The sequence below is a fragment of the Streptomyces sp. RKAG293 genome, assembly GCF_023701745.1.
GTDB lineage: Bacteria > Actinomycetota > Actinomycetes > Streptomycetales > Streptomycetaceae > Actinacidiphila.
On sequence record NZ_JAJOZB010000001.1, the window covers coordinates 59,005 to 83,495 of the forward strand.

The window sequence follows — 24,491 nt, forward strand, 5'->3', positions numbered from 1 at the left end:
GGCACTCTCCTGGCGCTCGTCCTTGGTGCGGCGGAGTGCATTCGCCGTTCACCCTGCCTCCGAGACGGGCGTCGCGTCGTCGGCCCCTCGCCCCCACCCTCGACCGGGACCGGGACCGGGACCGGGACCGAACAGTAGAGGCGGGGAAGGGGTCGGGCAGTCGGTCGCACCAGACCCTCGGACGCCGGGTGTGGGGAGACCGCGTCGGGCACCACGCAGCGGCAGGTGGGGCATCACCGCACGGATGCCGGAAACCCCGGCCCGGGCGGCACTCTGGCCGAATGGGTGCGAACCACACGCTGAACAGGCGGCCGTGGCCGTCGTAGCGGTGACCCTCGGGCACCGGTTCCATAACGTGCGTCTGGACGCGGAGGTCGCCGGGGCCGCTGGCCTACGCCCGTCGAAGACCATATTGGGCCGACGGCGGACGGACTCCAAAGCACGCGCAGTGCAAACTGGTTCGGGTTTGACAGGACGACCCGGACCGCCACCGTGTTCACGGCCGGATCTTGACGGAACTCGGAGCACCTGATTCGATCCCCAAGGCTTTGACTGGGGACGATAGTTCGGGTCAGGCGGTCGATCAAAACGGAAGGATTCGAAGTGGCGCGCAGATCCGCCCATCGGCAGCGGGGCAACAGGCCAAAGTCAGCGCTGTTGATCGGTTCGGCCGCTGCAGCGGTGTTGTGCGCCGCAGCGTACTTCGTCAGTCCCCTCGCGCACCGCGCGGGGGCGCCGGAACCACAGGCGGACGTCAACCATACGGTCCAGAAGGTCACTCCGTCCGTGACACCGCTGCGGCGCAGCGCCAGCGGCTCCGCGTCGCCGTCCACATCCGCGTCACACCGGGTCACGACGCCGGTGGCTCGCCGTGCCCCAGCCCACCCGCTGCTCGCACCGGTTGGGGATCTGGGCTCCTGCCCGGTCGCCCCCGCGGACAGCATCTGGCGCACCCCAGTGGACGGCCTCCCGGTGCTGTCGCACTCCCCCGCCTACGTCTCCTCGATCGGCGCCTCCTCGCGCGTGCACGCCGACTTCGGCTCCGGCACCTGGGACGGCGCCCCGTTCGGCATTCCGATCACCAAGCTGCCGGCCGGCACTCCGGTGTCGCCAGTGTCGTTCGACTATGCGGACGAAAGCGATCGGGGGCCATACCGGATCCCGGCCAGCGCGCTCGTCGAAGGCGGCTCCGGGGCGAACGGGGACAGGCACGTGATCGCGGTCGACACGGCGACCTGTCGGTCCTACGAGCTGTGGGACGCCCGTCCGGTAGGCGGCGGCGCCTGGCACGCCGGCTCCGGCGCGGTCTTCGACCTCACGTCGAACGCACTGCGGCCGGACGGCTGGACCTCCGCCGATGCCGCCGGCCTGCCGATACTGCCGGGGCTGGCCCGCTACGACGAGGCGAACCGCGGCGTCATCGACCACGCGCTGCGCATCACCGTGCCGCGCACCCAGGCGTCCCACCAGTGGCCGGCCCGGCACGACGCTGGATCCCCGGGTTCCTCGCTGCCCCAGATGGGCCAGCGCCTACGGCTGAAGGCCAGCGTAAACATCTCCGGCCTGCCGCCGCAGGCGCGGGCCATCGCGCAGGCGTTGAAGACCTACGGGGTGATCGTCGCCGACAACGGCTCGGCCTGGTATGTCAGCGGCACACAGGACGACCGATGGAGCAACGAACAGCTGCAGAGCCTCGGCACCCTGACTGGAGCCGACTTCGAAGCGGTCGACACCTCGGCGTTGCGGGTCTCCGCTGGCTCCGGGGCGGCTCACCGGCCCTGACGGGTACCGTCGACAAGACCGTCGCTGACTCACAACGTGCCGTGACAGGACCGATTTCCCAGAGAGCGTCCTCCGCGATGCGCTCACCAGTACCTGAACTGAATCGTTTCCATGATTTCCAGGGCAGTTCGATAACTGGCACGCCCCCGTCCTCCTTGAAGTGTCCGAGGACCTCAACGACACACGTTGAGGCGGCCAGGCCGAATAGTGGGGGACGGCTCGCCGCATGGATCGGGCCGTTCTACCCGGACGCGATGAACGCCGGCACGACGGGATAAGAGCTTTCCGTCGAGCGCCTCGCGCCCGCTCCCTCTCGACGCGGACGCCATGCGCGGCACCTCGGCCGGAGTGTCGCCGGCATACCCCATCTTGGCCAGCAGCTGGCGGCAGTCCATGGTGCGCAGCGGCAACCGGGTCGCCGCCGTCGCCATAGGCGGCCGTCGGCTTGAGTCACAACTACTCAAGAGGCCGGGGCTTCCGGAGGCTCTAATGAAGGACAAAGTTCGCTGGCGCACCTGCTGAGCGTGACGCCCTTCAGGCGCGGCGCTCATTCTACGGGAATGGCTTGCACCTGCTGCCAAGGTTTCCCTGGTCGCTTCATGACCGAGGGTGTGTGGAGTGTCAACGTATCGCCAGATCGGGGAGTTTTCGTGAGTGTTTCGCGTAGAAATGTCCTGGCTTTTGGTGCTGTGGGCGTAGTTGCCGCTGCGATCAATGCTGGGGGTTTGAGCGGGATTGCGAATGCGCGGGCTGCACAGGGGGTGACGGTGGCTCAGCGGGCGTTGCCGGTTTTTGGTGCGGGGGGCACGACGTTGGCGCAGACGGTAGTTCCGGGGCCAGCGAACTCACAGGGGTATAGGAAGTTGGTGGACGGACCGGGCGAGAATTACAGCGCACGCGTGTTGCCGGGTGCGCCGACGGGGAACATCGATTTTCTGCCGTCGTTCCGGATCACGGCGTTCGGGCATATTAGCGATCTCCACATCGTCGATGATCAGTCCCCTGCGCGAGTGGAGTTTCTGGACAGGTTTGCGAATACAGATGAGCATCCCGATCCATATCCGACGGGGTCGGCGTATCGTCCGCAGGAGGCAATGTCGACGCAGATCACGGATGCGATGGTGCGGGCGCTGCGGAATATCGGGCGTGGTCCTTTGACGCGGATTCCGTTGAAGTTCACCATTGTCACTGGTGATGCGGTCGACAATGCGCAGTTCAACGAGACGCGTTGGTACATTGATCTGCTCGACGGGGGCAAGACCATCCTCCCTGATTCAGGCTTCATCGGACGCGACCAAAGCGTCTCCGGTGTTGCTCTGACGGCGGAAGCTAGCTACTGGCATCCCGATCTGACGGCTGCCACGCCTCACAACACGTACAATCTTGCCGGGTTCGCAGCCATGCCCGGCCTACTGGCCGCGGCGCGCAGGCCGTTCACCTCCACCGGCCTCGGCATGCCCTGGTACGCCGCCTACGGCAACCACGATGTGATGGTGCAGGGGAACCTCTCGGTGGGCACCACCGTGCCGATCAACGCGCAGAGCATCGCCGTGGGCAACAGCAAGATGCTGGGTGTCAACACCCAGCTCCCGGTGAACTTTAAAGACGCAGGCGTCTTCACCGCTGTCGATGTTTTCACGAGCGGGGTAACGAACACGCGTGTGACGGCGGACCCGAACCGACGCCTGATGTCGACGTCCGATTTCGTCAACGAGCACTTCAAGACGTCCGGAACCCCTGTTGGCCATGGATTCGACCCCAACAACGGGGGCAAGTTCGCCTTCTACACGATCCCGAGTGCCGATTCTGACATGGTCCAGTACATCACCTTGGACTCCACCAACTCCGACGGTGATCTGCTCAGCATCGACAAGGCCGCGTCCGGTTGCATCGACAACTTTCAGTGGCAGTGGCTGCAGAATGTACTGATCAAGAACAGTTCACGCTACTGGGACGGGGGGAAGATCGTCCACCAAAGCGGTGTGAAGGACAAGCTGTTTGTCATCTTCTGCCACCACACGATATCCACGATGACGAACCTGATCCCCAAGAGCGGTTCGACGACCAACCCCATCCCCCAAAACCCGAAGCATTCGGGTACCGAGCTGGCGTCGCTGCTGCTGAACTTCCCGAACGTGGTGTTGATGGCAAACGGCCACACGCACCGCAACGAAGTGGTGAGCCACGCCCGGCCCAGCACGAGTCCTCTGGGCGCGGGTGGTTTTTGGGAGGTCAGCGCGGCGTCGCACATCGACTGGCCGGTGCAGAGCCGGATCATCGAGATCGCCACCAGTGGCGAGAACGTGATGATCTTCAGCAACACGGTTGACCTCGACGCACCCCTTTCCTCCGGCGGGGACACCAGCACACCGATGGCACTCGCCTCCCTGGCGCGAGAACTGGCCGTCAATGATGTGCAGGAACGCGACAGCACCCGCCGCGGTGACATCGACGACCGCAACGTGCAACTCCTGGTACCGATGCCCTTCAAACTGCCGGCATTGAAAGTTCTGTACCAAAGCGCGGCCACCAACCAGCTCTACCGGGGCGACCAGAACAGCGGCTCGGGCGTACTGGCGGGCACCAGCACATCGGTCACCACCCGCACGGACGGCACCTGGCAGTGCACGTTCATCAGCCCCGACAACGTGGTGTGGACCCAGAACGTAAATGGCGGAAGCCCCGCTGGCCCCGCCACCATGCCCCGCCCCGCCGCCGGCACCTCCCCCACCATCACCGCCACCACCGACGGCGGCTACACCATCGCCTTCGTCGCCGAGAAGACCCTCTCCCTGTGGGTCATCGACCAAAACGGCAACGCCCGCGACACCGTCAACTTCGTCCTGCCCAACACCTCCCCCACCATCGCTCCCCTCCCCAACGGCGGCTGGCGCGCCGCCTTCACCAGCTGGGACGGCTGGCTCACTGCAGCCGACGCCGGCAGCAGTGCCAGGGTGGCCCCCGGACTGCAACCCGCCCCCGGAACCAACCCCGCCATCGCCACCGACACGGCCGGCAACTTCAAAATCGCGGTATGCGGCAACGGCAGCAACCGCCTGGTCACCGTCACCAACACCGGCACCGTCGTCGACACCGGCAAGACCATGAAAGCCGGCACTTCCCCCGCCATCACCCACCTCCCCACCGGCGGCTACCAGGCCGTCTACCACGGCACCGACGACTTCCTGTACGAAGTCGGCGACGCCGCCACCCGCCGCACCGAAGGCGGACTCCTCGTCGCCGACAACACCTCCCCCGTCATTCACGCCCTCCCCACCGGCGGCTACATGATCGCCATCAACGCCCGCGGCGGCAATCTCTGGCTCGTCGGCCCCGACAACATCGGCACCCCCTACACCACCACCACCCTCGCCCCCCGGACCAACCCCGCTCTCACCCACTGACCTAACACCCACCACATCACCCGAAGCAGAAACCCGAGGGCGGTCAGCGCAATGGCGTCGACCGCCCTCGGGCACGCCCGATGATCTCTTCATGATCAACTGTGCCCTGAATCCGCGAGCTGGCGTGCACAGGGGAGACACCGCTCATGCCCGCGACCGCCTGACATGCAATCCTCTCTGGAGACCGCAAGACGTACATCCCTTCAGCACGGCATCGGACGGAGGCCCGCCCATCGGGTCCCGAGTATGTGCTCCGCCCTGCCCATGGGCTGCGACCAGGGGTATTTCGTGGATCGGTTATCGGAGCTGACATCGTGAGAAGCACGGTTCCTTTACGACCCACACCGCTCTACAGCCAGCTGCGCCGGGAGTCGCCGGTCCGTAACGTGCTCCTTGAAGACCTTGAACTGTGGGTGGTGACCCGGTACGTGGACGTGCGTGCGTGTCCCACCGATGTCCAGGGCACCAGCGACCGCGCAACGCCGGTCCCGCGGCCCTGTCCGTTCCCTGGACGGCCACGAGCGATGTCTGGCGGCGGACCAGAAATCCTACGCACCCATGGGATGGGCCACTCCCGCCTCAGGGGCCTGGTCCCCAAAGTGTTCACACCTCGCAGGGCTGAGGCGATATGGCCCCGGATCACGGGGATCGCGGAACAGCTCATCGTCGGATTCCGACATCGCGGCGAGGCCGACCTCGTCGTCGAGTTTGCGCTTCCGCTCTCGGAGGCGGTCATCGCCCAACTGCTCGGCGTCCCCGTCGGCGACCGTCGTAAATTCGTGAAGTTGGCCAAGGTCTACACGTGGGTCCAGGAAAGGGACATTGCCTGAGCCCCCAAGGCGATGGCGGGGATACGGGGCTACCTGGTCCCGATGATCGAGCATCGGCGATGCCGGCCCGCCAGCGACATCGAGGGCGGCTCCATGCGCGGAGCAGTGGAATACACCGTCCTGCAACTTCAGGGCATCCGGAACACCGTGATCATCGGCACGCCATGACGTACCGCGACCTCCGCTGAGTCGGAAGCGACCGCAGCAGCGCTCGCGCAGGAGGCTCCTGTAGGGCCTTCCCCGACGGATGACGCGTCGCCTTCGTACCCGCCGACCGCGGCACAAGGGCCGTCCGGTCCGAGAGCGTCCGCGCGGACCGGTCCTGCCCGCACCGCACCTGATGGCAAGAAGCTCTCCGGCAGCCGACGTCGCCGCGGCCGACCGCGCCGCGCCGTCATAGTGGCAGCCTGTCGTCCACCGATCGCTGCGGTCGGCCGACTTCGAGGTCAGACCAGCCGGCTCCGAGGGCAACGTGGTCAAGAACCGCCACAAGGAGCGAGCACTCTCTGCATGCCCGGGATCTCTGTAAGCCACAGACTGCAATGCCAGGTGCCCGGCTGCTGCAACAACACGCTCCCGGCCGCCGAGTCGGACGCCAACAAGATCCCCTTGGGCTTCTACAGCAGGGACTGCAAAACGTTCGGCTCAGCTCACATTCGGTGGTGACGCAGAGTGGCGTAGGTCGTTGATGTCAGCGTGAAGGGTCTCAACGAGCTGATGGCGACGGTGCTTTCGGGGCTATCCCGCTGGTCATCCAAGATGTGATCGACGAGTGCGAGCGCGCCGTCGTCAGGGCACGGACTCCGGGAACGACCGCGGTCTGCCCGGTGTGCGGGGCGTGTGCACGGCTATCACTGGCGAACGGTCGCCGACCTCCCGATCGACGGCCGGCGGGTGGTGGTCCGTGTTCGGGTGCGGCGTCTGGTGTGTCCCACCCGCGGCTGCTGACATACCCTTCCCGAGCAGCTATCTGGGGCGCTGGAGCGATACCAGCGGCACACAACCCGTCTGACCAGGCAGATTATGGCCGTGGTCAAGGAGTTAGCGGGCCGCGGGGGATCACGTTTGCTGGCGATACTCGCGATGGGTCTGTCGCGCCACACGGCCCTGCGCACCCTGCTGCGCATCCGCTGCCCACCAGGCGGGTTGCCCCGCACTGGCAAACGCTACGCCCGCGCTGACCGTCCCGGGCGCATGCTCCGCGTTCCCAAACACCGGGCCAGTCTCGTTGACTCCTACCGCGAGCACCTGCGCCAACGCCGAGCCGAAGACCCAGCCGTCGCCTCAAGCACCTCTTCGAAGAGATCAGGGCCTTCGGGTTCACAGGCTGTCTGAACCTGCCGCATAGGTACATCAATAAGGGCCGCGCGGACGCCGGCCGAAGCCACATCTCCCCGCGCAGGCTCGCTCGGATGCTCCCGACCAAGCCGGACAACCTCAAGCCCGGACATCACGATCTGCTGGCCCGGCTCACAGCCGCCTGCTCCGAGAGAACAGATCTTGCCACCAAAATCCGGGACTTCGCCAAACGCCTGACACCTCGCGAAGAACGTGGCGACGAACTGTCTCACTGGATTGCCCAGGTACGCGCCACCAATACTGCCCCATCTCCACGCCTTCACCCGGGGCTTGGACCGCGACCGCCGCCGTGGTAGCCGGGCTCACGCTTCTATACAGCAACGGTCCCGCCGAAGGCGTCAACACCAAGACCAAGCGGATCGCCCGCCAGATGCACGGACGAGCAGGCTTCCTCCGCCACCGCATCCTGCTCGGATAGCGACGCCCTTCGTCACCACCGAAAGTGAGACTGAGCCGTTCTCTTGACGGACCCCCGCGAGTGCCCACCCGGGGTGGGGGCCCCTCGCGCTCACGCAACCGGGCCATGAAGGCGGCACACCGTGAGCGCCAACCGGGAGACCCGCTCGGCGCCCACCCTCATGACTCCATCCGTCCCGGTGGAGAAGTGAACTGGTTCCCGTCGCCGGTGGTCCGGCGACGGGAACTACTGTCACAAAGTGGCGGCCGGGCTGGCCCCTCGGGCAATCAGTTCCCCAGTGTCGTGCCCGACGTTGCTGGGATCGACACTCCACAAGTGGTCGCCCGCCGCGTGGAAGGCGATCTCGAAGCCGCTGCCGGTCGGGGTGGCGATGGTGGGGCTGGTGCCGGGCGCGAAAGTGAGGCCGTTGCCGACGGGCCGGTTGCCGCCGTCGCCGACCTCCCACACCTGTCCGTCCCAGGCGTTGATGGCGGTTTCGTAGCCGCCGGTGGGCAGTGCGGTGATGGCTGGGCTGGTGGACGGCCACATGATGGCGGTGGTGTCGTTGGTGACGCCGTGGGAGTCGTAGGTGATGAGGTGGTTGGTGGTGTTGCCCTCGAAGGCGATCTTCCAACCGCCGTTGGCGTCGGCGGCGATGGCCGGGCTGGAGGCGGGGATGTGGCCGATGGGGTGCGAGGTACCACCGGGGATCCCGGCGTCCTGCGAGTACAGCTTGCCGTCCGAGCCGACGAACGCGATCTCGTAGCCGCCCGTCGACAGGTGCGCGATGGACGGGTCGGTGCCGGTGTTCATCGCGGAGTTGGTCTTAATGGCGTGGCCCGCCGAGTCAAGCGTCCACAGCCGGCTGGTGTCGTCCTGGAAGGTGACCATCCACCCGCCAGCACTGTCCGCCGCGATCGACGGACTGGTACCAGGCCACAACTTGTGCCCAGTGGGTGTACCCGTACCACCGGGGATACCGGCGTCCTGCACCCACAACTGACCACTGGTGCCCACAAACGCGATCTTGAAGCCACCGGTCGACAACCTCGCGATCGACGGCCGCGTCCCGGACAGCATCGTTGAGAGCGTCTCGAAGGGGAAGCCGTCGACCGACAGGGTCGAAAGGTGGTTGTCCGCCGCCTCGAAGGTGATGGGGGTGGCTGTTTCGAGCGCTGTGCCCGAGTTGACGGCGAAGGCGTAGGTTTCGGCTTCCGGGTCCGGCCGCGTCCCGTCGACCTTGACCGGGTTGCCGCCGGTCAGTTTCACATCGATGTGCAGCAAGAAGTGCCGCGACCCGCACGTGGATACGACCGGCACGTTCGGCAGCGAGTACGGGATGTTGAAGTGATGGACGGCCTTGGGAATCACGGTTGTCAGATCCCTGGTCTGCGTCACCCGGCACGTCCCTCCCGCCGCGTTCAGTTGGACGGCTTCGAGATGTGTGACGACTGTCGAGCTGTCAGAGTTGCCGTAGTCCCTGGAAAGACAGGACAGTGTGCCTTGGAAGCACGTGGTCAGTGCGGCGTTCCCGGCCACATCGATCGAGGTGGCGTAAGTCGCCGCCGACCACGACTGCGGTGGGGTACCGTCATTGCCGAGAAGCAGCGACTCCTTCGGCGACGGGCCACCAATGTAGGTGCAGTTCGGATCCTTCCCGGGAGAATCGCAAGACGGATTCTGCACCCACTGGGCACCCGCGTCATTGGCAGAGTCCGCCTTCAACCAGGTTGAGCCCGCCAACGCGGTCAACTGGCTCCCTTCGCCGTCCGCCACCAGGTTGCACCTGTACGTACCGGCAACCGGTGGCGTGAACAGCAGGGAGGGGTTGAGCGCCAGAGCGCCCGTGTCGGTATGGTTCTTGGCCGCGAACGCCGAGGGACCCACCTGTCTGCCACTCGCGTCGACACAGACGATGCCGGCGTCGAACGCCACCCCTGCCGGCTGACTGCTGACCGCATTGACCTGACCGAACAACCGACGTGACTCGCCAGCTTGAAGAGTCAAGGTGTCGGTCACCAAAACCTTCGACGAGAACTGAGTGCTCGCCACAAGCGAGATCATCTCTGGCGCTGGAAGAACGGAAGCTGCCGCATGTGTGGCCGGTATGACGGACGAGGCAAACGCCCCGACCGCCAGGACTGCGACAGCGAACCACCTGCCCGCCACCGGCAATCCCGGTGGTACCACAGCCGACGGGACCTGTCCGGCAGACTGAAAAGAGCTCAATTCTATACCTCGCAGTCAAAAGTCATGATGGGTCAGTAAGCGACCCGTCCCGAGACACCACCGTCGGTCCGGCTTCGGGTATGACATCGCCGACGCCCCTGCGTGCGCCCGGATCCGGGCGCACGGCCATGACCAACCTCTCCCAGACGCGCGAAGTCTCTCGGGCGCTGCCGAAGCCGGCCGAGAGAGGTACGTATGCAGAGGGCACTTTACTCACCCCTGCCAAAAATCTGCGCTTGCGCCGGAGTGCGAACTCTCGGAATGAGGCATCCGACCGTACACGCTGTGGCAGCTCGCATCGAAAGCAGTCCACGACGCACTTACCAACCCTTTTCGAGGAGGAATCTTAGCAGGCCAATCACCGCATCTCCCTGAGCACTTGATACTCATCCACGTGCAATGTCCTCAAATTTTCTCCGACCGACCATCCAATACATCACAATAGAATCAGGGTTTGTTACGAAAGTGCTGGTCATATCCATTCGTTGATGACTGCGACCAGCACTGTCGCCTCGTAGTGAACCGCTACCTTTTCGTATCTGGTGGCCACGGCCCAATGGCATTTGAGGCGATTGACTCCGCCACCACCGCATGGCGTTCTCGTTAGTCCGTCACGTCGAACGCCAGCGGGCTACCGCCATCGGAACCTCGTTGCTCGAACGCTACGGCTCACTGGCCCAGTTGACATCGATTTGACCGATTCGCCTGATTCGATTCGCCAGGTTGGAGTGGATTCTCCGGTGAGCTCGCGGCTCATTTTGTTAGCCATCGCCCAGTGGATCGTTGCCAGGGACCTTTGAGGCAGGGTTTCGTAGTCCCGCGCGAGGCGCCGGTGCTGCATCGGCCAGCCGAATGTCCGTTCGATCACTCACCCTTTGGGCAGCGCCTGAAAGCCCCGCGCGGTCGGCCGTTTCACCACTTCGGCGTCGATGCCCAGGCCGGCTCCATGCTGCAAGACGCTGGTCTGGTAGCCGCCGTCGGCCCAGACCTTGGTCACGGTGGGATGTGTGGCGGCCAGCTCGTCGAGCAGTCGCTTCCCGCCGGTCGAGCCACCGAAGCGGCGGTGACGATGACCGCCAAGACCAGGCCGAGGGTGTCGGTGAGCAGGTGGCGCTTGCGTCCTTTGATCTTCTTGCCCGCGTCGATGCCCTGGCTTGTCTCGGCCACATTGGACGAGGTCTTCACGCTCTGAGCATCCACCACCGCGGCCGACGGTGCCGCGGTGCGACCATGTGCGCGGCGGGTCTTGTCCCGCAGCAGATCGTGGACCTGTCGGGTGGTGCCGTCCGCCTGCCACTTCGCGTAGTAGTCGTAGACGCTCTTGTAGGGCGGGAAGTCGTGCGGCAGGTACTCCCACGGGATACCGGTGCGGTTGACATACAGGACCGCGTTCACGATCCCCCGCAGATCATGTACCCGCGCCGCCACACCCGGGTCCGGTCCGCGCCGCCCGCCACGCGGTGAACACCGGCTCGATCAGAGCCCACCGGGCATCGGACACATCACTGCGATACGGGCGACGAACGCTCACCCACTGTGCAACGACGGACCAGCGCAAGCCGTCGCGAGAACACCCCCAAATCACCAACTACCTAGATCAGATGCCCTCTAAGGGCTTGCTGGGAAACCGGTCATGGCTTCCAGCGGTCGGACTCGTTGTTCTGGTATAGGGAGACCAGAGGGGACCGAGGATGTCCTGGCGGCGAAGTTCCCGTTGTTGTTGCCGCATCTCGATGAGCGTCAGCGTCGGCTGGCCATAGGGGCGGAAGCACTGTCGCTGGGGCATGGTGGGATCAGACTTGTCGCCGCGGCGGCGGGGAGGACACGGTCTCTCGCGGAGCGGCCGAACTGGAGTCTGGTCAGTTGCCGTTGGGGCGGATTCGTCTACCTGGTGGGGGCCGGAAGTGTGCAGCGGACCTCGATCCGGGGCTACGGCCGGCTCTGCTTGGGTTGGTCGAGCCCGACGAGCGGGGCGACCCGATGTCGCCGCTGCGCTGGACGACGAAGTCGACCCGGAAGATGGCAGCGGAGCTGACCCGGCAGGGCCATCGAGTCTCCGCCGACACGGTCGCCGGCCTGTTGCGGGAGGAAGGCTTCAGTCTGCAGGCCAACGCCACGACCATCGAAGGTGCTCAGCACCCGGACCGGGACGCCCAGTTCCGCTATCTCAATGAGCAGGCACGAGACCACAGGAACGCCGGTGACCCGATGGTGAGCGTGGACAGTAAGAAGAAGGAGCTGATCGGCGACTACAAGAACGCCGGGCACGAATGGCGGCCCGCAGGGCAGCCCGTGAGGGTCAAGACCCACGACTCCCCCGGCCAGGCCGAGAAGGCGATTCCGTACGGAATCTATGACATGGCGGCGAACACCGGATGGGTCAGCATCGGCACCGATCACGAGACCGGCGTTCGCTGTCGCCTCGATCCGGCGCTGGTGGCAGGCCCGCGGCCGACACGACTATCCCCGTGCCCGCCGGCTGCTGATCACTGCCGACGGCGGGGGCTCCAACGGCTACCGCACCCGCGGCTGGAAGACCCACCTCGCCGACCTCGCTGCCGATACCGGCCTTGAGATCGCGGTGTGCCACCTGCCGCCCGGAACCTCGAAGTGGAACAAGATCGAGCACAGGCTGTTCGCCCACATCACCATGAAACGGCGAGGCAGGCCCCTGACCAGCCACGAGATCATGATTCAGACCGTCGCCGCAACCACCAGCCGCGCCGGCCTCACCGTCCAGGCCGAACTCGACAGCGGCGAGTACCCCACCGGCATCCGCATCAGCGACGACGAGAATGCTGCCGTGCCCATCACCCGCCATCGCTTCCACGGCGACCGGAACTACACCATCCACTCCCAGCCGGATGGACGCAGCGACCAACGGCAGCACACCGGACGAGGCCCTGGCGGACCGACCGACTCACCTCACGCGGCATTCACTCCAGGACCCGGAGCTGACCGGAATGATCCGCCAACAACTCAGCGAAGTCATCGACGCGTTGATTCCAGAGATGGAGCTCCAGCGTGAGCAAGTACTCCGTGCGCGTCGAGGCCACGAGCGCATGGTCGCCCATGGCGCAGGTGCCAAAGCCAAGCTCACCTCAGCTGACCGGGTCCTGGCCACCGTGCTCCACTTGCGAAAACTCGCGCCTATGGACCTCCTGGGCCAGCTCTTCAACACCACCGCCATGACCATCAGCCGCGCACCGAAGGACGTCCGCCCGCTCTTGGAAGCCCATGATGTTCACCTCACCGCCTCAACATCCCGCTTCCACAAACCGGAAGACGTCGCCAGGTTCCCCGGCACCGACAAAATCAAGATCAAACCTGAGTGTTGATTTGAGGGGCCTTGTGCTTCTCGGACAGCGGTTTTGATGGGCTTCTATGCTGCGAATTGCCGTTGTTCATAGTCGGCTTGGACCTCTGAGGGGTTCCTGTAGCCGAGCCCGGAGTGGAGGCGTTGGCGGTTGTAGAACACTTCGATGTAGCGGACGATCGCGCGTTGGGCGTGCGCGCGCGTCGGGAAGGCGGTGCGGTGAACGAGTTCGTTCTTCAAAGCGCCGAAAAATGATTCGGCCATGGCATTATCCCAGCAGACGCCCGTGCGGCCGACGGATGCCCGCATTCCCAAGGAGCGTAGTTTGCTGCGAAGTTCTTGGGAAGTGTACTGACTTCCGCGATCTGAGTGGAATATGCAGTCGTCGGCGAGATCCAGGTTCCGGTTCGCCATGTCGAGTGCGTCCGCGATGAGGGAGGTCTTCATATGGTCAGCCATGGACCAGCCGACGACTGCTTTGGTGTGACAGTCGATGATGGTCGCTAGATAGAGGAAGCCGGCCCAGGTGTGGACATAGGTTATATCGCTGACGAGTTTACGGCCGGGTGCCTCAGCGGTGAAGTCGCGGGTCAGCAGGTCGGGGGTCGACGGTGCGGACTCGTCGGCCACGGTGGTGAGCCGCCAGGGCCGCGGCTGGCACGCAACGAGGCCCAGTTCTCGCATCAGTAGCCTGACCAGCTCCGGTCCGGCCTGGACGTTCATCCGCTGGAGCATCGCATGGACGCGCCGGTGGCCGTAGGTCTCGTGGGAGTCGTGGAAGACCTGACGGATGATGGACTTGAGCCCTGCGCGCCGCTCGGCGGTGGCCGAGACGGGTCGCGAGCGCCAGTGGTAAAAGCCTAATGCGGAGACACCCGCCCAGATGCACATCGATCGCACGGGATATGTGCCGGCCTCGCCGTCGATGAACTCGTACTTCTCCGTCACCGGTATTCCTGTGCGAAGAAGGCCGCCGCTTTTTCCAGGAATTCAGTCTTCAATCTGAGTTCTCGGTTCTCGCGTTCCAGCTCGCGCAAACGGGCGCGTTCACTGATATTCAAGGGTGGTTCCTCGCCGACGTGCTCCTGGCGGTAGCGGCTGACCCAGGTTCCTAGAGTTCCCTCGTTGACCTGAATATCGCGGGCAACCTCAGCGATCGGTCTGGACTCCACCACGACCATCTTGACCGCCTCGTCCCTGAATTCAGGGCTAAATTTCCTACGGCTTTGTGCCACGTTCCCTCTCCAACGTTTCGAACTGCGATCTTATACGGACCGCTGTCCGAGAACCTCGGGTCCCCTCAATTCCCGGCAAGCCCTAAGACCGTGTCCTATGTGGTGAGGCGGACGAGTCGTTTGTAGCAGCAGAGGGCTGCGGCGAGGCCGAGGAAGGCCAGGTAGTTGCGGGGATGGCGTTCATAGCGGTGGTTGAGCCGGCGGTAGCCGGTCAGCCAGGACATGGTCCGCTCAATCACCCACCGGCGCCGACCGAGCCGCTCTGAAGACTCGACGCCCTTGCGCGCAATGCGGACACCGATCCGCTTGCCGCGTAACCATTTCCGCAGTTCAGGTATGTCGTAGGCCTTGTCGGCGTGCAGGCGTTGGGGTTTGAAGTGGCGGCCGCGGTGGGGGTCGTGTCTCGTTTGGTGACCCGTGATCATGGGCTTCAGGGCGACGCTGTCGTGGGTGTTGGCCGCGGTGACGCCGACGAGGAGGGGCAGTCCGTTCGCGTCCGACAGGACGTGCATCTTGGAACCCGGCTTGCCCCGGTCCACGGGGCTCGGACCTGTGAGTTCGCCCCCTTTTTGGCCCTCACGTGGGCGGAGTCGAGGACCGCTCGGGACAGGTCGAGGAGGCCGGCGTCGTCGAGGTGATACAGGATCTCCTCGTGGAGTCGGCCCCAGACGCCCGCTCTCGACCAGATCAGGAACCGGCGGTGGGCTGTCGACTTCGATATCCCGAAGCAGGGCGGCAGTGATCGCCAAGCGCATCCGCTAACCAGGACATAGATGATTGCCGCGAACAACGTCTCATCAGGCGTGTCCTGCGTCCCGCCACCCTGCGGCCGCACCCTCGACGAAGGGATCAACGGCTCCGCGATCTCCCACAACCCGTCCGGAACAATCCAACTCCACGTACCCCGCCCCATACCGACGTCAACGACGCCTCACCACATAGGACACGGTCTAAGTATCAGCGACAGTCCTGAGCGTTCTCGATGACGGGCAGATGTCCGGACACTGGACGACGTTCCTCGTCGGCGGAGAAGTCCTGCGCTGGCGAATCCGGGTCGACCTGGAAGTACGGACGCGCGACGCGGGAGGTGGTGACGCAGCGTTGAAGAGCGGAACCGCAGTCGAACGTGTCGCCCCGACGTAATCGGCCGGCTCCAGCGCCTGGGCGACCGCGAACTGCGCCGCCTCGCACGCCAGCGACCCCGGCAGCAACCGGTGCTGGATCTCCGCGGCCAAACTCAGCGGAAAGCTGCGCCTACCCCACTGGTACAAATCGGTGAAGAACCGGTTCGCGACCACGATGTAGGCCAGGGCGTGCGCCGTCTCACCGATCTCCCGCATCACCTCCGTGTCCGGCACGGCGGGCAAAAACAGTTCTCGGAGCCCGATGGCATCCCCGCAATTGGTCACCGGCGCGATGACCCGCATCAACTCCCCCGGGCCGAGGTCCTGCACGCTAGGTTGCTGGCTGCGGATGACGCCGTCGTACACGGTATTCCGCAACCCGATAGGCCGGGCCGGCTCCGTGGTCTCCACACTCTCCGCCGCACCCAACCGCACCACGGAGCTACCGGTGAAGTCCGTGATCAGGAAGGACACCGACGCCGCACCTAAACGCTCCTTCAAGATGCGCGCGACCACATCCAGGGACTCCACCGGCGGAGCCGCCTCCGATGCCTCCAACATCTTCGCCAACATCGCAGCACCACCGCAGCTGCTTTCGCCTGCGGCAGGACACCGGCCGCGCCGTACTGCCCGGCCCCCTTGTCGTCACGGTATCTCCTGACCACGCGACCTGCAGGTCGCGGCCCGAAGGCCTGAAGGGCGGGTACCCAGCCCAACCTCAACGCTTTCGTATTCCATCAGGTCGCCTGCCCAACCGACGAGGTGCAGCGGCTCTGCCAGGTCCTGGGCGTGAACCTGTCCAGCCACTACAAGTGGCCCGCCAGTGCCGAGGCATGGGCCGCCCGGCATCGGGAAGAGCAGATCCTAGCCGACCGGATCCACGAGGTTCACGCCGAGTCCAGCGGCGCCTGCGGCTCCCCGCGAGTGACCGCCGAGCTCCAAGAACAGGGGCTACTGATCGGTGAAAGCGCGTCACGAGGACGGCCGCCCCGTCCCGCTCGGCGTCGGCCAGCCACCGCCACACTGCCCGCTCCCCCACCGCCAACGCCTGAGGGCCATCTGGCTATCCATCACTGTGAAAATTTAATGGGTAGCCACTACTTAGGCCTCTTCGCCCGCTCCCCCCTATTGTCTGTCAAGTCCACTGTCCACAAGGGGCGTTGAAACGGCGAGCCCAGACGTTATGTCACTGGGATCCGCCCCCACCAGACATCCCGAACATGAACCCTTCGCGGGGAAGCACCTTGGGGGCCACTCGAGCAAACCACCATGGCCGCGCCGACTCCATCACCAGAAAGGCAAGATGACGCGGGAAGATCTTGCGAAAATGCCATTTCTAGTCGACGGTCCACAGGTGCGGGAGGACTCAAGGTGTCTTGGTTCCATCATCGCCCCGGAACGAGAGCTCCGAGATCGACACCCTCATCCTCGATCGGTATCCGTGGTCCGAGTCGTCTCCAAGTGATCCTGAATTCTAGTCGGCCAACCACCATAAAATATAGGAGACTTGACATCCCCCTGAGGCGAAGTTAAATTACTGAATCATGAAAATAGAAGCGAGAGATTCTCGCATTGACTGGCTAAGAGAACTCGAGCCAAGGGTAGCGGAATTGGTGGCCCATCATATTGATAAGGGCCGTGAATGGTTTCCGCATCAGTACATCCCTTGGGGGGCGGGCCGTGACTACGACGGCCCCCTCAATGGCGTCGCGTGGAGTAAAGAACAGTCCACCGTGAGCGGGCCCGTACGCTCGGCGCTGATGGTGAACCTGCTCACGGAGGACAACCTTCCCGGCTACCACCTCACGATTGCGTCCCAGACCTCCCGGGATGGCGCGTGGGGGGCTTGGCTCCAGCGGTGGACGGCCGAGGAAGACCGCCACGCCATATCGATGCGGGCATATCTGCATGCGACGCGCGCGGTGGATCCGATCGCCCTGGAGCGTGCCCGGATGCAGCAGGTGGGCATCCCTGCCGTCCCGTGGATGAAGGGTGTCCTGGGGACGATCGCCTACGCCACGGTGCAGGAGTGGGGAACCAGGATCAGCCATCGTAATACTGGGGCTCTGAGTGATGATCCGGTCTGCGAGCAGTTGCTCACCCGGATCGCCCTCGACGAGAACCTGCACATGGTCTTCTATCGTGAGTTGATGCGGGCAGCACTTGCCATCGATCCGGACCCGGTGCTCTGCGCCTTGGACGACACAGTGCGAGAGTTCCGCATGCCGGGAGCCGAGATCTCGAGTTTCGCGAGGATGACCGCTGAGATGGCCATCGCCGGTGTGTACGACTTGCGCATCCATCACGACGACGTCCTGATTCCGATGCTGCGGTCGCTGGAGATCTTCGAACTGGGTGGCCTGGGCCCGGTCGGTGAACAGGCGCGGGAGCGGATTGCCGGACAGCTGACCCAAATAGACGAGCGGGCGCGGCGGTTCACCGAGCGACGCGCGCAGGCTCGCGCCGCCCGGGCACAACGAGCGGACGGCACCGAACAGCCCTACCTCACCCGGACGGGGGAAGCATGACCTCCATTTCGCCTGCTCGAGGCCCGCGTGCGGAGTCGGAGTGCACCAGTGCCGATGCCATCGAGTTCCACTATGACGTCGGCAATGACTTTTACGCCCTGTGGCTGGACGAGACACTCGCCTATTCGGCAGCTGTCTGGGACGGCATCGGCGCCGGGGAGCGCGGCGTGGAGGCACTGGCCGCAGCACAGCGCGCCAAATTCGCCCTCCACCTGGATCTGGCGGGTGCCCCCGCGTCGTCCGAGCCCGGGGACTTCAGCCTGCTGGACGTGGGTTGCGGTTGGGGCGGCCTGATCGACTATGCGGTACGTACCGGCCGGGTCACCCAGGCCACCGGGCTCACTCTCTCCCGGGCGCAACGAGACCATATCCACTCGCGCGGGCTGCCAGAAGTACGGGTCGCGCTGGAGGGTTGGGACGCCCACCAGCCTGAGCGCCCCTATGACGGGATCATCTCCGTCGGCGCCTTCGAGCACTTCGTCACCGGCAGCACACCCAACGACCAGCGGATCACCGCCTATCGGTCCTACTTCGAGAAGTGCTACCAGTGGCTCTCCCCCGGCGCCGGCATGTCGCTGCAGACCATCGCATACGACGGGGTGAGCGGGCCGAAGGGCCCTGTGGGCTCGTTCGTCGCCAGCGAGATCTTCCCGGACGCCGCGCTGCCGCGGCTCTCGGAGATCACGGCCGCCTGCGACCCGTATTTTTCCGTTACCTGGCTGCGCAGCTCGGCCAGGGACTACGCCCGGACCCTCGGCGTGTGGTCCGCAAGCCTGCTGGAAGCCCGGGAGGAAGCCCAGCGGGTGGCAGGCGACGAGGTGTACCGCCGCTACCGGCGCTACCTGAGGGCCTGCGAGGTCACCTTCGTGCGTGAGGCGGCCACGTTGTACCGGATCGGTTTCCGTCGCAGGGACGAGGTACTGCAGCTCTCCGACTGATCCACCTACTGGGCCGGCTTGTCCTTCCTCCCTTGCAGGGCCCGGCGCCGATACGGGGGGTAGGAGCACACACTACTTATTGTCACCGGGGAAAGCCGACCCCCGGGCAGCCCGCTGGGCCGGCCCGGCCCAGCGGCTGGCCGCCCCTGCGGACTTGCGCCGCCTGCCACGGTCAGACCGACCACTACGCAGTCTCCGGCTGCTTCTCTCAACTCTTCATCTCCTCCCCAAATCAAATGGAAAGGCCGCCATGTCTCCGAGCTACCAGATCATCAGTGACAGTCTCATCAAGGAGTTCGACGTGGATCCCGCTCTCGTCCACCCTGATGCCGCGCTGGAGTCACTGCAACTCGACAGCCTCGCCCTGGTCGAACTCTCGCTGATGCTCGAGGAACGCCTGAACATGACCGTCACCGACGTTCCGGCCAGCATCACCCTTGCCGAACTCGTCTCCCTGGTGGACAACGGTTCGGACGCCGACGACCGTGTGCCGGCCGGTCAGAAAGAGAGCGCGTGAACGTCCGTACCGTGGCGGTGACTGGGCTCGGCCTGGTCACCCCAGCAGGCATCGGCGCCGCAGCCACCTGGGAGCACTTCCTGGGCGGCGCACCCACAGCCCGTCCGGACCACCTGCTCGCCGGGCTGCCGGTCGACTTCTCCTGCCAGGTCGGGGAGTTGAACGCCGCCGCCCGGCTCGGCGGACGGCTGAGCAGGCGCCTGGACCGGTTCACGCAGATGGCGCTGATCGCCGCCCGCGAGGCGGTCGCGGACGCCGGGCTGGACCCTCGTGCCTGGAACGCCGACCGGGTCGGTGTCGTCCTGGGTGTCAGCAGCAACGGCATCGACACCTATCCAATGGAGTACGCCCGGCTCGCCAAGGGTCACCCCGACCGGATCTCGCCCATGATGATGCCCCGCAGCATCCCGAACATGGTGTCCGCGGAGGTCAGCCTGGATTTGGGCGCTCACGGCCCCAGTCTCACCGTAAACACCGCCTGCGCGTCGGGCGGCACCGCCCTTGGCGTCGCCTGCGACTTGCTGCGTTCGGGCACCTGCGACATCGTCATCAGCGGCGGCACCGACAGCCAACGCAACCCTATGACGGCATCCGCCTTCGCCCAACTACGCACGCTCTCCAGGCGTCACCACGATCATGCCGGGGCCTCCCGCCCGTTCGATGCCGACCGCGACGGCTTCGTTCTCGGCGAAGGCTCGGGCATTCTCGTCCTGGAGCGCGCCGAGCACATGCGCGCACGCGCCGCCCGACCGCGCGTCTACCTATCGGGCCACGGCGCGTCCTGCGACGTCCACCACTACACCGCCCCCCACCCGAAGGGCGACGGCCTGGCCCGCGCCATCCGCACCGCTCTCACCGGCGCCGGCCTAGCCCCCGAGGACATCGACCACGTCAACGCGCACGCCACCTCCACCGTCCTCAACGACAGGGCCGAGGCCGCAGCACTGCACCAGGTCTTCCGTGAGCCACCGCCGGTAACCGCGAATAAGAGCATCATCGGTCACTCCCTAGGCGCTGCTGGCGCCATCGAGGCGGCACTGACCGCATTGACCATCCAGCACCAGCTGATCCCGCCCACCGCCAACCTAGACCGGATCGACCCGGACATCGACCTCGACGTGGTCACCAAAACCCCGCGAAGCACCGTGATCCGGGCTGCTCTTTCAGCCTCCAGCGGCTTCGGCGGCCAGAACGCAGTGATCGTCATGACCGCCCCGTAACCGCTACGGCTGCATCTACCCGCAGCGGCGAGCCGCATGATCTCGCCCATCGGACAACTCCACCGATGCATTTCCTGGCCCGTCCCCGCCACCTGGCTGGACGGGCCAGGATTCATGATGCGGTCGGTCCCGCAGATGAAGACTGTCATTCCCTGGACCGCCGCTCTCCCAGATCAGAGCCTCCCGGGGCACCGAGGCCGACAGCATTCCGTTCTCTGTGTGGAACTCGCCCTGGGCGAACCCCCGGCCATCCGCCGCGATCGGGCTCCGCTTCGCGAACTGCAGGTACTCGTCGACCCGGCACGGCTGGTGGAACCACATCGCGTGGTCGAGCGAGGCGATACTGGCCCTGGGCGGCCCGCTCTCCTGCGCACCGACGTCTGCAGGTGCTGCGCCACGGTCGATGACAGCGTCAGGTCCGACAGGTAGACCAGCGCGCACGCATGCAGCAGCGGGTCATCCACAGGCAATTCAGTCGCGGACTTCATCCAGACAAACTGCTCCTCCCCCGGTGGTCCGCTCCGGCAGACCCTCCCAATCGTGAGGCACGTACCGCCCGTCGAAGGTCAGCCGGACCGTGGACTTCCAGTAGTCGTCCGAATCCGCCTCCCCGCTGCGGGCGCTCTCCTCGTACGAATCCGGGAGCAGGCCCGGTCCTGGCACCTTCTCGTCATGGCCGTCACGGTCAAGGGCGCTCGAGACATGCTTGGCGTGGGGGCCGTGGACGGCTGTGAGGGGGCGAATCACTGGCTGCGGGTGTTCACTGTGCAGACTCAAACGTGGTGATCACGATCAACGCACCGACGGTGGCCGAGGTCGCCACGAGCAGCAGGCTGGGCCTGGCCGAGTGCGCATGCTGGAGCAACTGCCCGGCGAGGACGAAGCCCACCGGACCGGCAGCCGTCAATGCCGCATTGACGGCCGTCATGACCTTGACCGTGATGTCCGGTGCCGTGCGGGCAGTGAGTCCGGCGAAGAAACGGGCGTAGAACATCCCGGAGGTCACGCCGGTGGCGGCCACTCCCGTGAGGACCAGCCAGCGTGACAAGGGCAGCAACAGCAGCCATGTCGAGACGGCAAAGCCACAGATGGACAACACTGCCACGCGGTCGCCTGGCAACTTGATCCGTGCAGTGACCAGACCACCCAACATCGAACCGGCACCGTATGCCGCCACGAACCAGCCGGCCAGCCGAGGACCACTGTGGAACCGGGTGAGGGCGAGCACGGGCAGCGTGGCCATCATGGCCGTCCATGCCATCCCCTGGACGGCGACGCCGAGGACCCGCCGGGCGAGCGGGCCGTCCCGCAGCAGGTAGCGCACCCCGGCCAGCATTCCCCGGCTGTCGGCGGAAACCGTGTTCCCCGGTGGTGTCCCTGGCACGAAGGCGGCCGTTAGGGCCACCGGTACCAGGAAGGAGGCTGCGTCGATCACCAGCACCGGCGAGGGGCCCAGCAAGGCGACCAGCGCACCGCCCAAAGCGGGGCCGAGGAAGCTGGCGGCCTCGTTCACGGCCCCGAATAGGCCGCCCGCCCGGGAGAGATGGTCTTCGTCCCCTCCTACCAGCGCGGAGAGCCCCAGCCACTGCGAAGAGGAGTACGCGGGAAAGAAGGCGCCCACCGCGAACCCGATCACCATCAGCATGAGGAACGTCAGACTGTCCAGCGCGTGCAGGAGCGGGATCAGGGCGATGAGCACTGCTCGGGTCAGGTCCGACACGATCATGGTTCTCTTCGGGCCAAGCCGCGCGGCGGCCTGGCCGACTGGGATGCCGCACAGGGCGATCCCGGCGAACTCGGCGGCCATGACCGCCCCCATCCGCCCCGGCGATCCCGAGGTGACCAGGACGAACCATGGCAACGCCACCGCCGCCATCTCGGTGCCCGTGTTGGAAACAGCCTCTGCGGCGAAGAGCGCGGCCAAGGAGCGTCCGGCTCTCGACTTCTTGATCAGCGACATGGATTCCTATGTTTCACAAGGGATCGACCCTCAATAGCACCGCCGTTCCCGGCCACCGGGAGCAGATTGTGGTCGCCCATAGACTTCCGCAAAGCCTTTAGCGGATCCGATCGGCACTGGCTCCACAACTGGCGGAAGTCACACCCGTTCATTCCAGCGGGAGGCCCTTCGTGATCCACTCGGTCAGGGACCCGTCGTACAGGCGGACGTGAGGCATGCCCGCCGACCTCAGGAGCAGCCATACGGCAGCGGCGGAGAGCGACGCCCCGCAGTAGGTGATGATTTCGGCGTTCAGACCCACACCACGTGCCGCCATGAGCTCCCGGATCCGGTGAGCGTCCAGCGCTAGTCCGTCCGGATCGAGGAGAGTCCGCGTCGAGATCCGGGTCGCTCCCTGTATGCGGTGGGGCTCCGCCACCCAGCTCTCGTCCCTCCGGCAATCGAGCACGGTGCCGCTGATCTCCCGTAGCCTCATGACGTCCGCCGGCACTGCGACGGCGGACGAGGAGTACCGCAGGGCAGGTCCTCCGTCCCGCCCGGACGGGACGTCCGCTGGCGCACCGCACTCCACCCGTGCCCCCGTCCGCATCCAGGCAGGGAAGCCTCCGTCGAGCCGGAACGACCGCTCGAATCCGTACATCCTCAGGAGCCACACCAGACGGGCGGCGGTGAACTGGTGGTTGTCGTCGTAGGCCACAACCAGGCTGTTGGCGCCCACTCCCAGCCGCGCCAGGCTGGCAGCGAGCAACTCTGGGGCGATCGCTCTTCCCAGGACTCCGTCGCCCCGCGAGCTCTGCGTGGCATCGAATCCCAGGTACCGGGCACCCGGTATGCGGGAAATGGTGAAGAGTCGATACCCGTCGGTTCCCGCTCTCACCGGCCAACGGCAGTCGATGACCACCACGTCGGGATCTTCGAGCAGCGCGGCCACGCCCTCACAGGACATCATCATTTCCATCGGTGACATCTCCTCCCCTACGTGCCGCACATCTGTCCTCGGAGCGTCGACACATCCCGGCGATGCCCGACAACCGTGATGCCTCCCCTAATCGAGACCGGTGGCGAAACCCGGCGTCGCCGGATGACTCCCGGCCATGACAGCCGCGCCCATGGAGGCCATCAATACTGACTGTCGGCGAGAAGGATTGCCGATGCCAGCAAGTCATTGCAGCGGAGCAGCAACAGCCAGCCGGCGAGGCCACTGGCCCATGGCGAGACTTTCAAGCACAGAACCGGATCTGCCGAGATCCCCGAGCACGGCAAAAAATGTAGTGACCATCTTTGCTGTGAGATATTCAAGGGTTCCATGTATAGGGAAAACTCCGCGCATCCAGAACTGGCCATGACTATCTCAATCCCAAGCCATCCGGGCATCAGTAGATCCTACTCAGATAGTCTCCATGTCAGGCGGCTGCCACCAGGTGCGTCGGGCATGCCCGTCTGTCGCATGCCCCGGCCCCAGCTGGGGTCCTTTCTCATCCCCTGCTCGTGCTGCACCTAACTACCCGGCCACCATGCTGATAGGCCCATCCAATCTGATGCGCATTCGGATCGCGTACGTCGCGGTACCCCGCTGTTCGCCGACTGCACCAACTGAGGAACCGGGGAAGTGAACGCTGGAAGCACACCTCCTCTTGACTCACCACGGACCG

17 protein-coding genes and 4 pseudogenes are annotated in these 24,491 nt (G+C 65.4%); 11 read left to right on the forward strand and 10 right to left on the reverse strand.

Annotated features, from left to right (window positions below):
• The first annotated feature begins 957 nt into the window (after nucleotides 1–957).
• From LNW72_RS00315 to LNW72_RS00330, 5 genes and pseudogenes are all read left to right on the forward strand, one after another.
• Nucleotides 958–1,782 carry a hypothetical protein gene (locus LNW72_RS00315; protein WP_250973424.1) on the forward strand — a complete coding sequence of 275 codons (825 nt, stop codon included), beginning with the start codon at nucleotides 958–960 and terminating at the stop codon, nucleotides 1,780–1,782.
• Nucleotides 1,783–2,381: 599 nt separating this feature from the next.
• Nucleotides 2,382–5,186, forward strand: a complete 2,805-nt coding sequence (locus LNW72_RS00320) for a TIGR03767 family metallophosphoesterase (protein WP_285369173.1) — start codon at nucleotides 2,382–2,384, stop codon at nucleotides 5,184–5,186.
• A gap of 563 nt (nucleotides 5,187–5,749) precedes the next feature.
• Entirely contained in the window at nucleotides 5,750–6,016 is a 267-nt protein-coding gene (locus LNW72_RS00325) for a cytochrome P450 (RefSeq protein WP_250973426.1), read from the forward strand.
• A gap of 42 nt (nucleotides 6,017–6,058) precedes the next feature.
• Nucleotides 6,059–6,184, forward strand: coding sequence for a hypothetical protein (locus LNW72_RS41005; protein ID WP_285369174.1), 126 nt, complete (start codon nucleotides 6,059–6,061; stop codon nucleotides 6,182–6,184).
• Nucleotides 6,185–6,733: 549 nt separating this feature from the next.
• Nucleotides 6,734–7,793: pseudogene (locus LNW72_RS00330) on the forward strand (transposase family protein).
• 231 nt (nucleotides 7,794–8,024) lie between these two features.
• Here LNW72_RS00330 and LNW72_RS00335 read toward each other — a convergent pair.
• Both LNW72_RS00335 and LNW72_RS00340 read right to left on the reverse strand, forming a co-directional pair.
• Nucleotides 8,025–9,824 (reverse strand): hypothetical protein, encoded by a 1,800-nt coding sequence (locus tag LNW72_RS00335; protein ID WP_250973427.1) that lies wholly within the window; start codon nucleotides 9,822–9,824, stop codon nucleotides 8,025–8,027.
• Nucleotides 9,825–10,632: 808 nt separating this feature from the next.
• A pseudogene (locus LNW72_RS00340) lies at nucleotides 10,633–11,532 on the reverse strand (IS5 family transposase).
• A 102-nt stretch (nucleotides 11,533–11,634) separates the two neighbouring features.
• On the opposite strand from LNW72_RS00340, the pseudogene LNW72_RS00345 reads away from it, so the two are divergent.
• Nucleotides 11,635–12,864: pseudogene (locus LNW72_RS00345) on the forward strand (ISAzo13 family transposase); the annotation flags it as partial.
• A 1-nt stretch (nucleotide 12,865) separates the two neighbouring features.
• Complete coding sequence (locus LNW72_RS41940) at nucleotides 12,866–13,339, forward strand: hypothetical protein (RefSeq protein WP_374117446.1); 474 nt, start codon at nucleotides 12,866–12,868, stop codon at nucleotides 13,337–13,339.
• A gap of 44 nt (nucleotides 13,340–13,383) precedes the next feature.
• Here the strand turns inward: LNW72_RS41940 and LNW72_RS00350 are convergent.
• From LNW72_RS00350 to LNW72_RS00360, 3 genes are all read right to left on the reverse strand, one after another.
• Nucleotides 13,384–14,552, reverse strand: a protein-coding gene (locus tag LNW72_RS00350) for an IS3 family transposase (protein ID WP_250973428.1) whose coding sequence is annotated in 2 segments (ribosomal slippage) — nucleotides 13,384–14,300 and nucleotides 14,300–14,552 — 1,170 coding nt in all. Because the reading frame shifts where the segments join, the coding sequence is not laid out codon by codon here.
• Nucleotides 14,553–14,647: 95 nt separating this feature from the next.
• Nucleotides 14,648–15,465 (reverse strand): IS5 family transposase gene (locus tag LNW72_RS00355; RefSeq protein ID WP_250973429.1). Its coding sequence is split into 2 segments (ribosomal slippage): nucleotides 14,648–15,123 and nucleotides 15,123–15,465, totalling 819 coding nucleotides; the frame shifts between segments, so codons are not numbered across the junction.
• Between the two features lie 37 nt (nucleotides 15,466–15,502).
• The gene (locus tag LNW72_RS00360) at nucleotides 15,503–16,249 is read right to left on the reverse strand and encodes a hypothetical protein (RefSeq protein WP_250973430.1); all 747 of its coding nucleotides are present in this window, start codon (nucleotides 16,247–16,249) and stop codon (nucleotides 15,503–15,505) included.
• 971 nt (nucleotides 16,250–17,220) lie between these two features.
• On the opposite strand from LNW72_RS00360, the gene LNW72_RS00365 reads away from it, so the two are divergent.
• From LNW72_RS00365 to LNW72_RS00380, 4 genes are all read left to right on the forward strand, one after another.
• Nucleotides 17,221–18,204 carry an acyl-ACP desaturase gene (locus LNW72_RS00365; protein ID WP_250973431.1) on the forward strand — a complete coding sequence of 328 codons (984 nt, stop codon included), beginning with the start codon at nucleotides 17,221–17,223 and terminating at the stop codon, nucleotides 18,202–18,204.
• Entirely contained in the window at nucleotides 18,201–19,142 is a 942-nt protein-coding gene (locus LNW72_RS00370; RefSeq protein ID WP_250973432.1) for a class I SAM-dependent methyltransferase, read from the forward strand. Before LNW72_RS00365 ends, LNW72_RS00370 begins: the two co-directional genes overlap by 4 nt.
• Nucleotides 19,143–19,392: 250 nt before the next feature.
• A complete protein-coding gene (locus LNW72_RS00375) occupies nucleotides 19,393–19,659 on the forward strand; it encodes an acyl carrier protein (protein WP_250973433.1) in 267 nt (88 codons plus the stop codon).
• The gene (locus LNW72_RS00380; protein WP_250973434.1) at nucleotides 19,656–20,879 is read left to right on the forward strand and encodes a beta-ketoacyl-[acyl-carrier-protein] synthase family protein; all 1,224 of its coding nucleotides are present in this window, start codon (nucleotides 19,656–19,658) and stop codon (nucleotides 20,877–20,879) included. Before LNW72_RS00375 ends, LNW72_RS00380 begins: the two co-directional genes overlap by 4 nt.
• A 15-nt stretch (nucleotides 20,880–20,894) precedes the next feature.
• Here the strand turns inward: LNW72_RS00380 and LNW72_RS41945 are convergent, their stop codons facing one another.
• The 5 genes and pseudogenes from LNW72_RS41945 to LNW72_RS00395 all read right to left on the reverse strand — a co-directional run bounded on the left by LNW72_RS41945 (nucleotide 20,895) and on the right by LNW72_RS00395 (nucleotide 23,797).
• Nucleotides 20,895–21,320 (reverse strand): hypothetical protein, encoded by a 426-nt coding sequence (locus LNW72_RS41945; RefSeq protein ID WP_374117096.1) that lies wholly within the window; start codon nucleotides 21,318–21,320, stop codon nucleotides 20,895–20,897.
• Nucleotides 21,320–21,367, reverse strand: a pseudogene (locus tag LNW72_RS41950) (hypothetical protein); the annotation flags it as partial. The gene LNW72_RS41945 and the pseudogene LNW72_RS41950, both read right to left, overlap by 1 nt.
• Entirely contained in the window at nucleotides 21,351–21,626 is a 276-nt protein-coding gene (locus tag LNW72_RS00385; RefSeq protein ID WP_250973435.1) for a hypothetical protein, read from the reverse strand. The gene LNW72_RS00385 and the pseudogene LNW72_RS41950, both read right to left, overlap by 17 nt.
• 13 nt (nucleotides 21,627–21,639) lie before the next feature.
• On the reverse strand, nucleotides 21,640–22,839 hold the full coding sequence (locus LNW72_RS00390; RefSeq protein ID WP_250973436.1) for an MFS transporter: 1,200 nt from the start codon (nucleotides 22,837–22,839) through the stop codon (nucleotides 21,640–21,642).
• Between the two features lie 148 nt (nucleotides 22,840–22,987).
• The gene (locus tag LNW72_RS00395) at nucleotides 22,988–23,797 is read right to left on the reverse strand and encodes a rhodanese-like domain-containing protein (protein WP_250973437.1); all 810 of its coding nucleotides are present in this window, start codon (nucleotides 23,795–23,797) and stop codon (nucleotides 22,988–22,990) included.
• Between the last annotated feature and the right edge of the window lie 694 nt (nucleotides 23,798–24,491).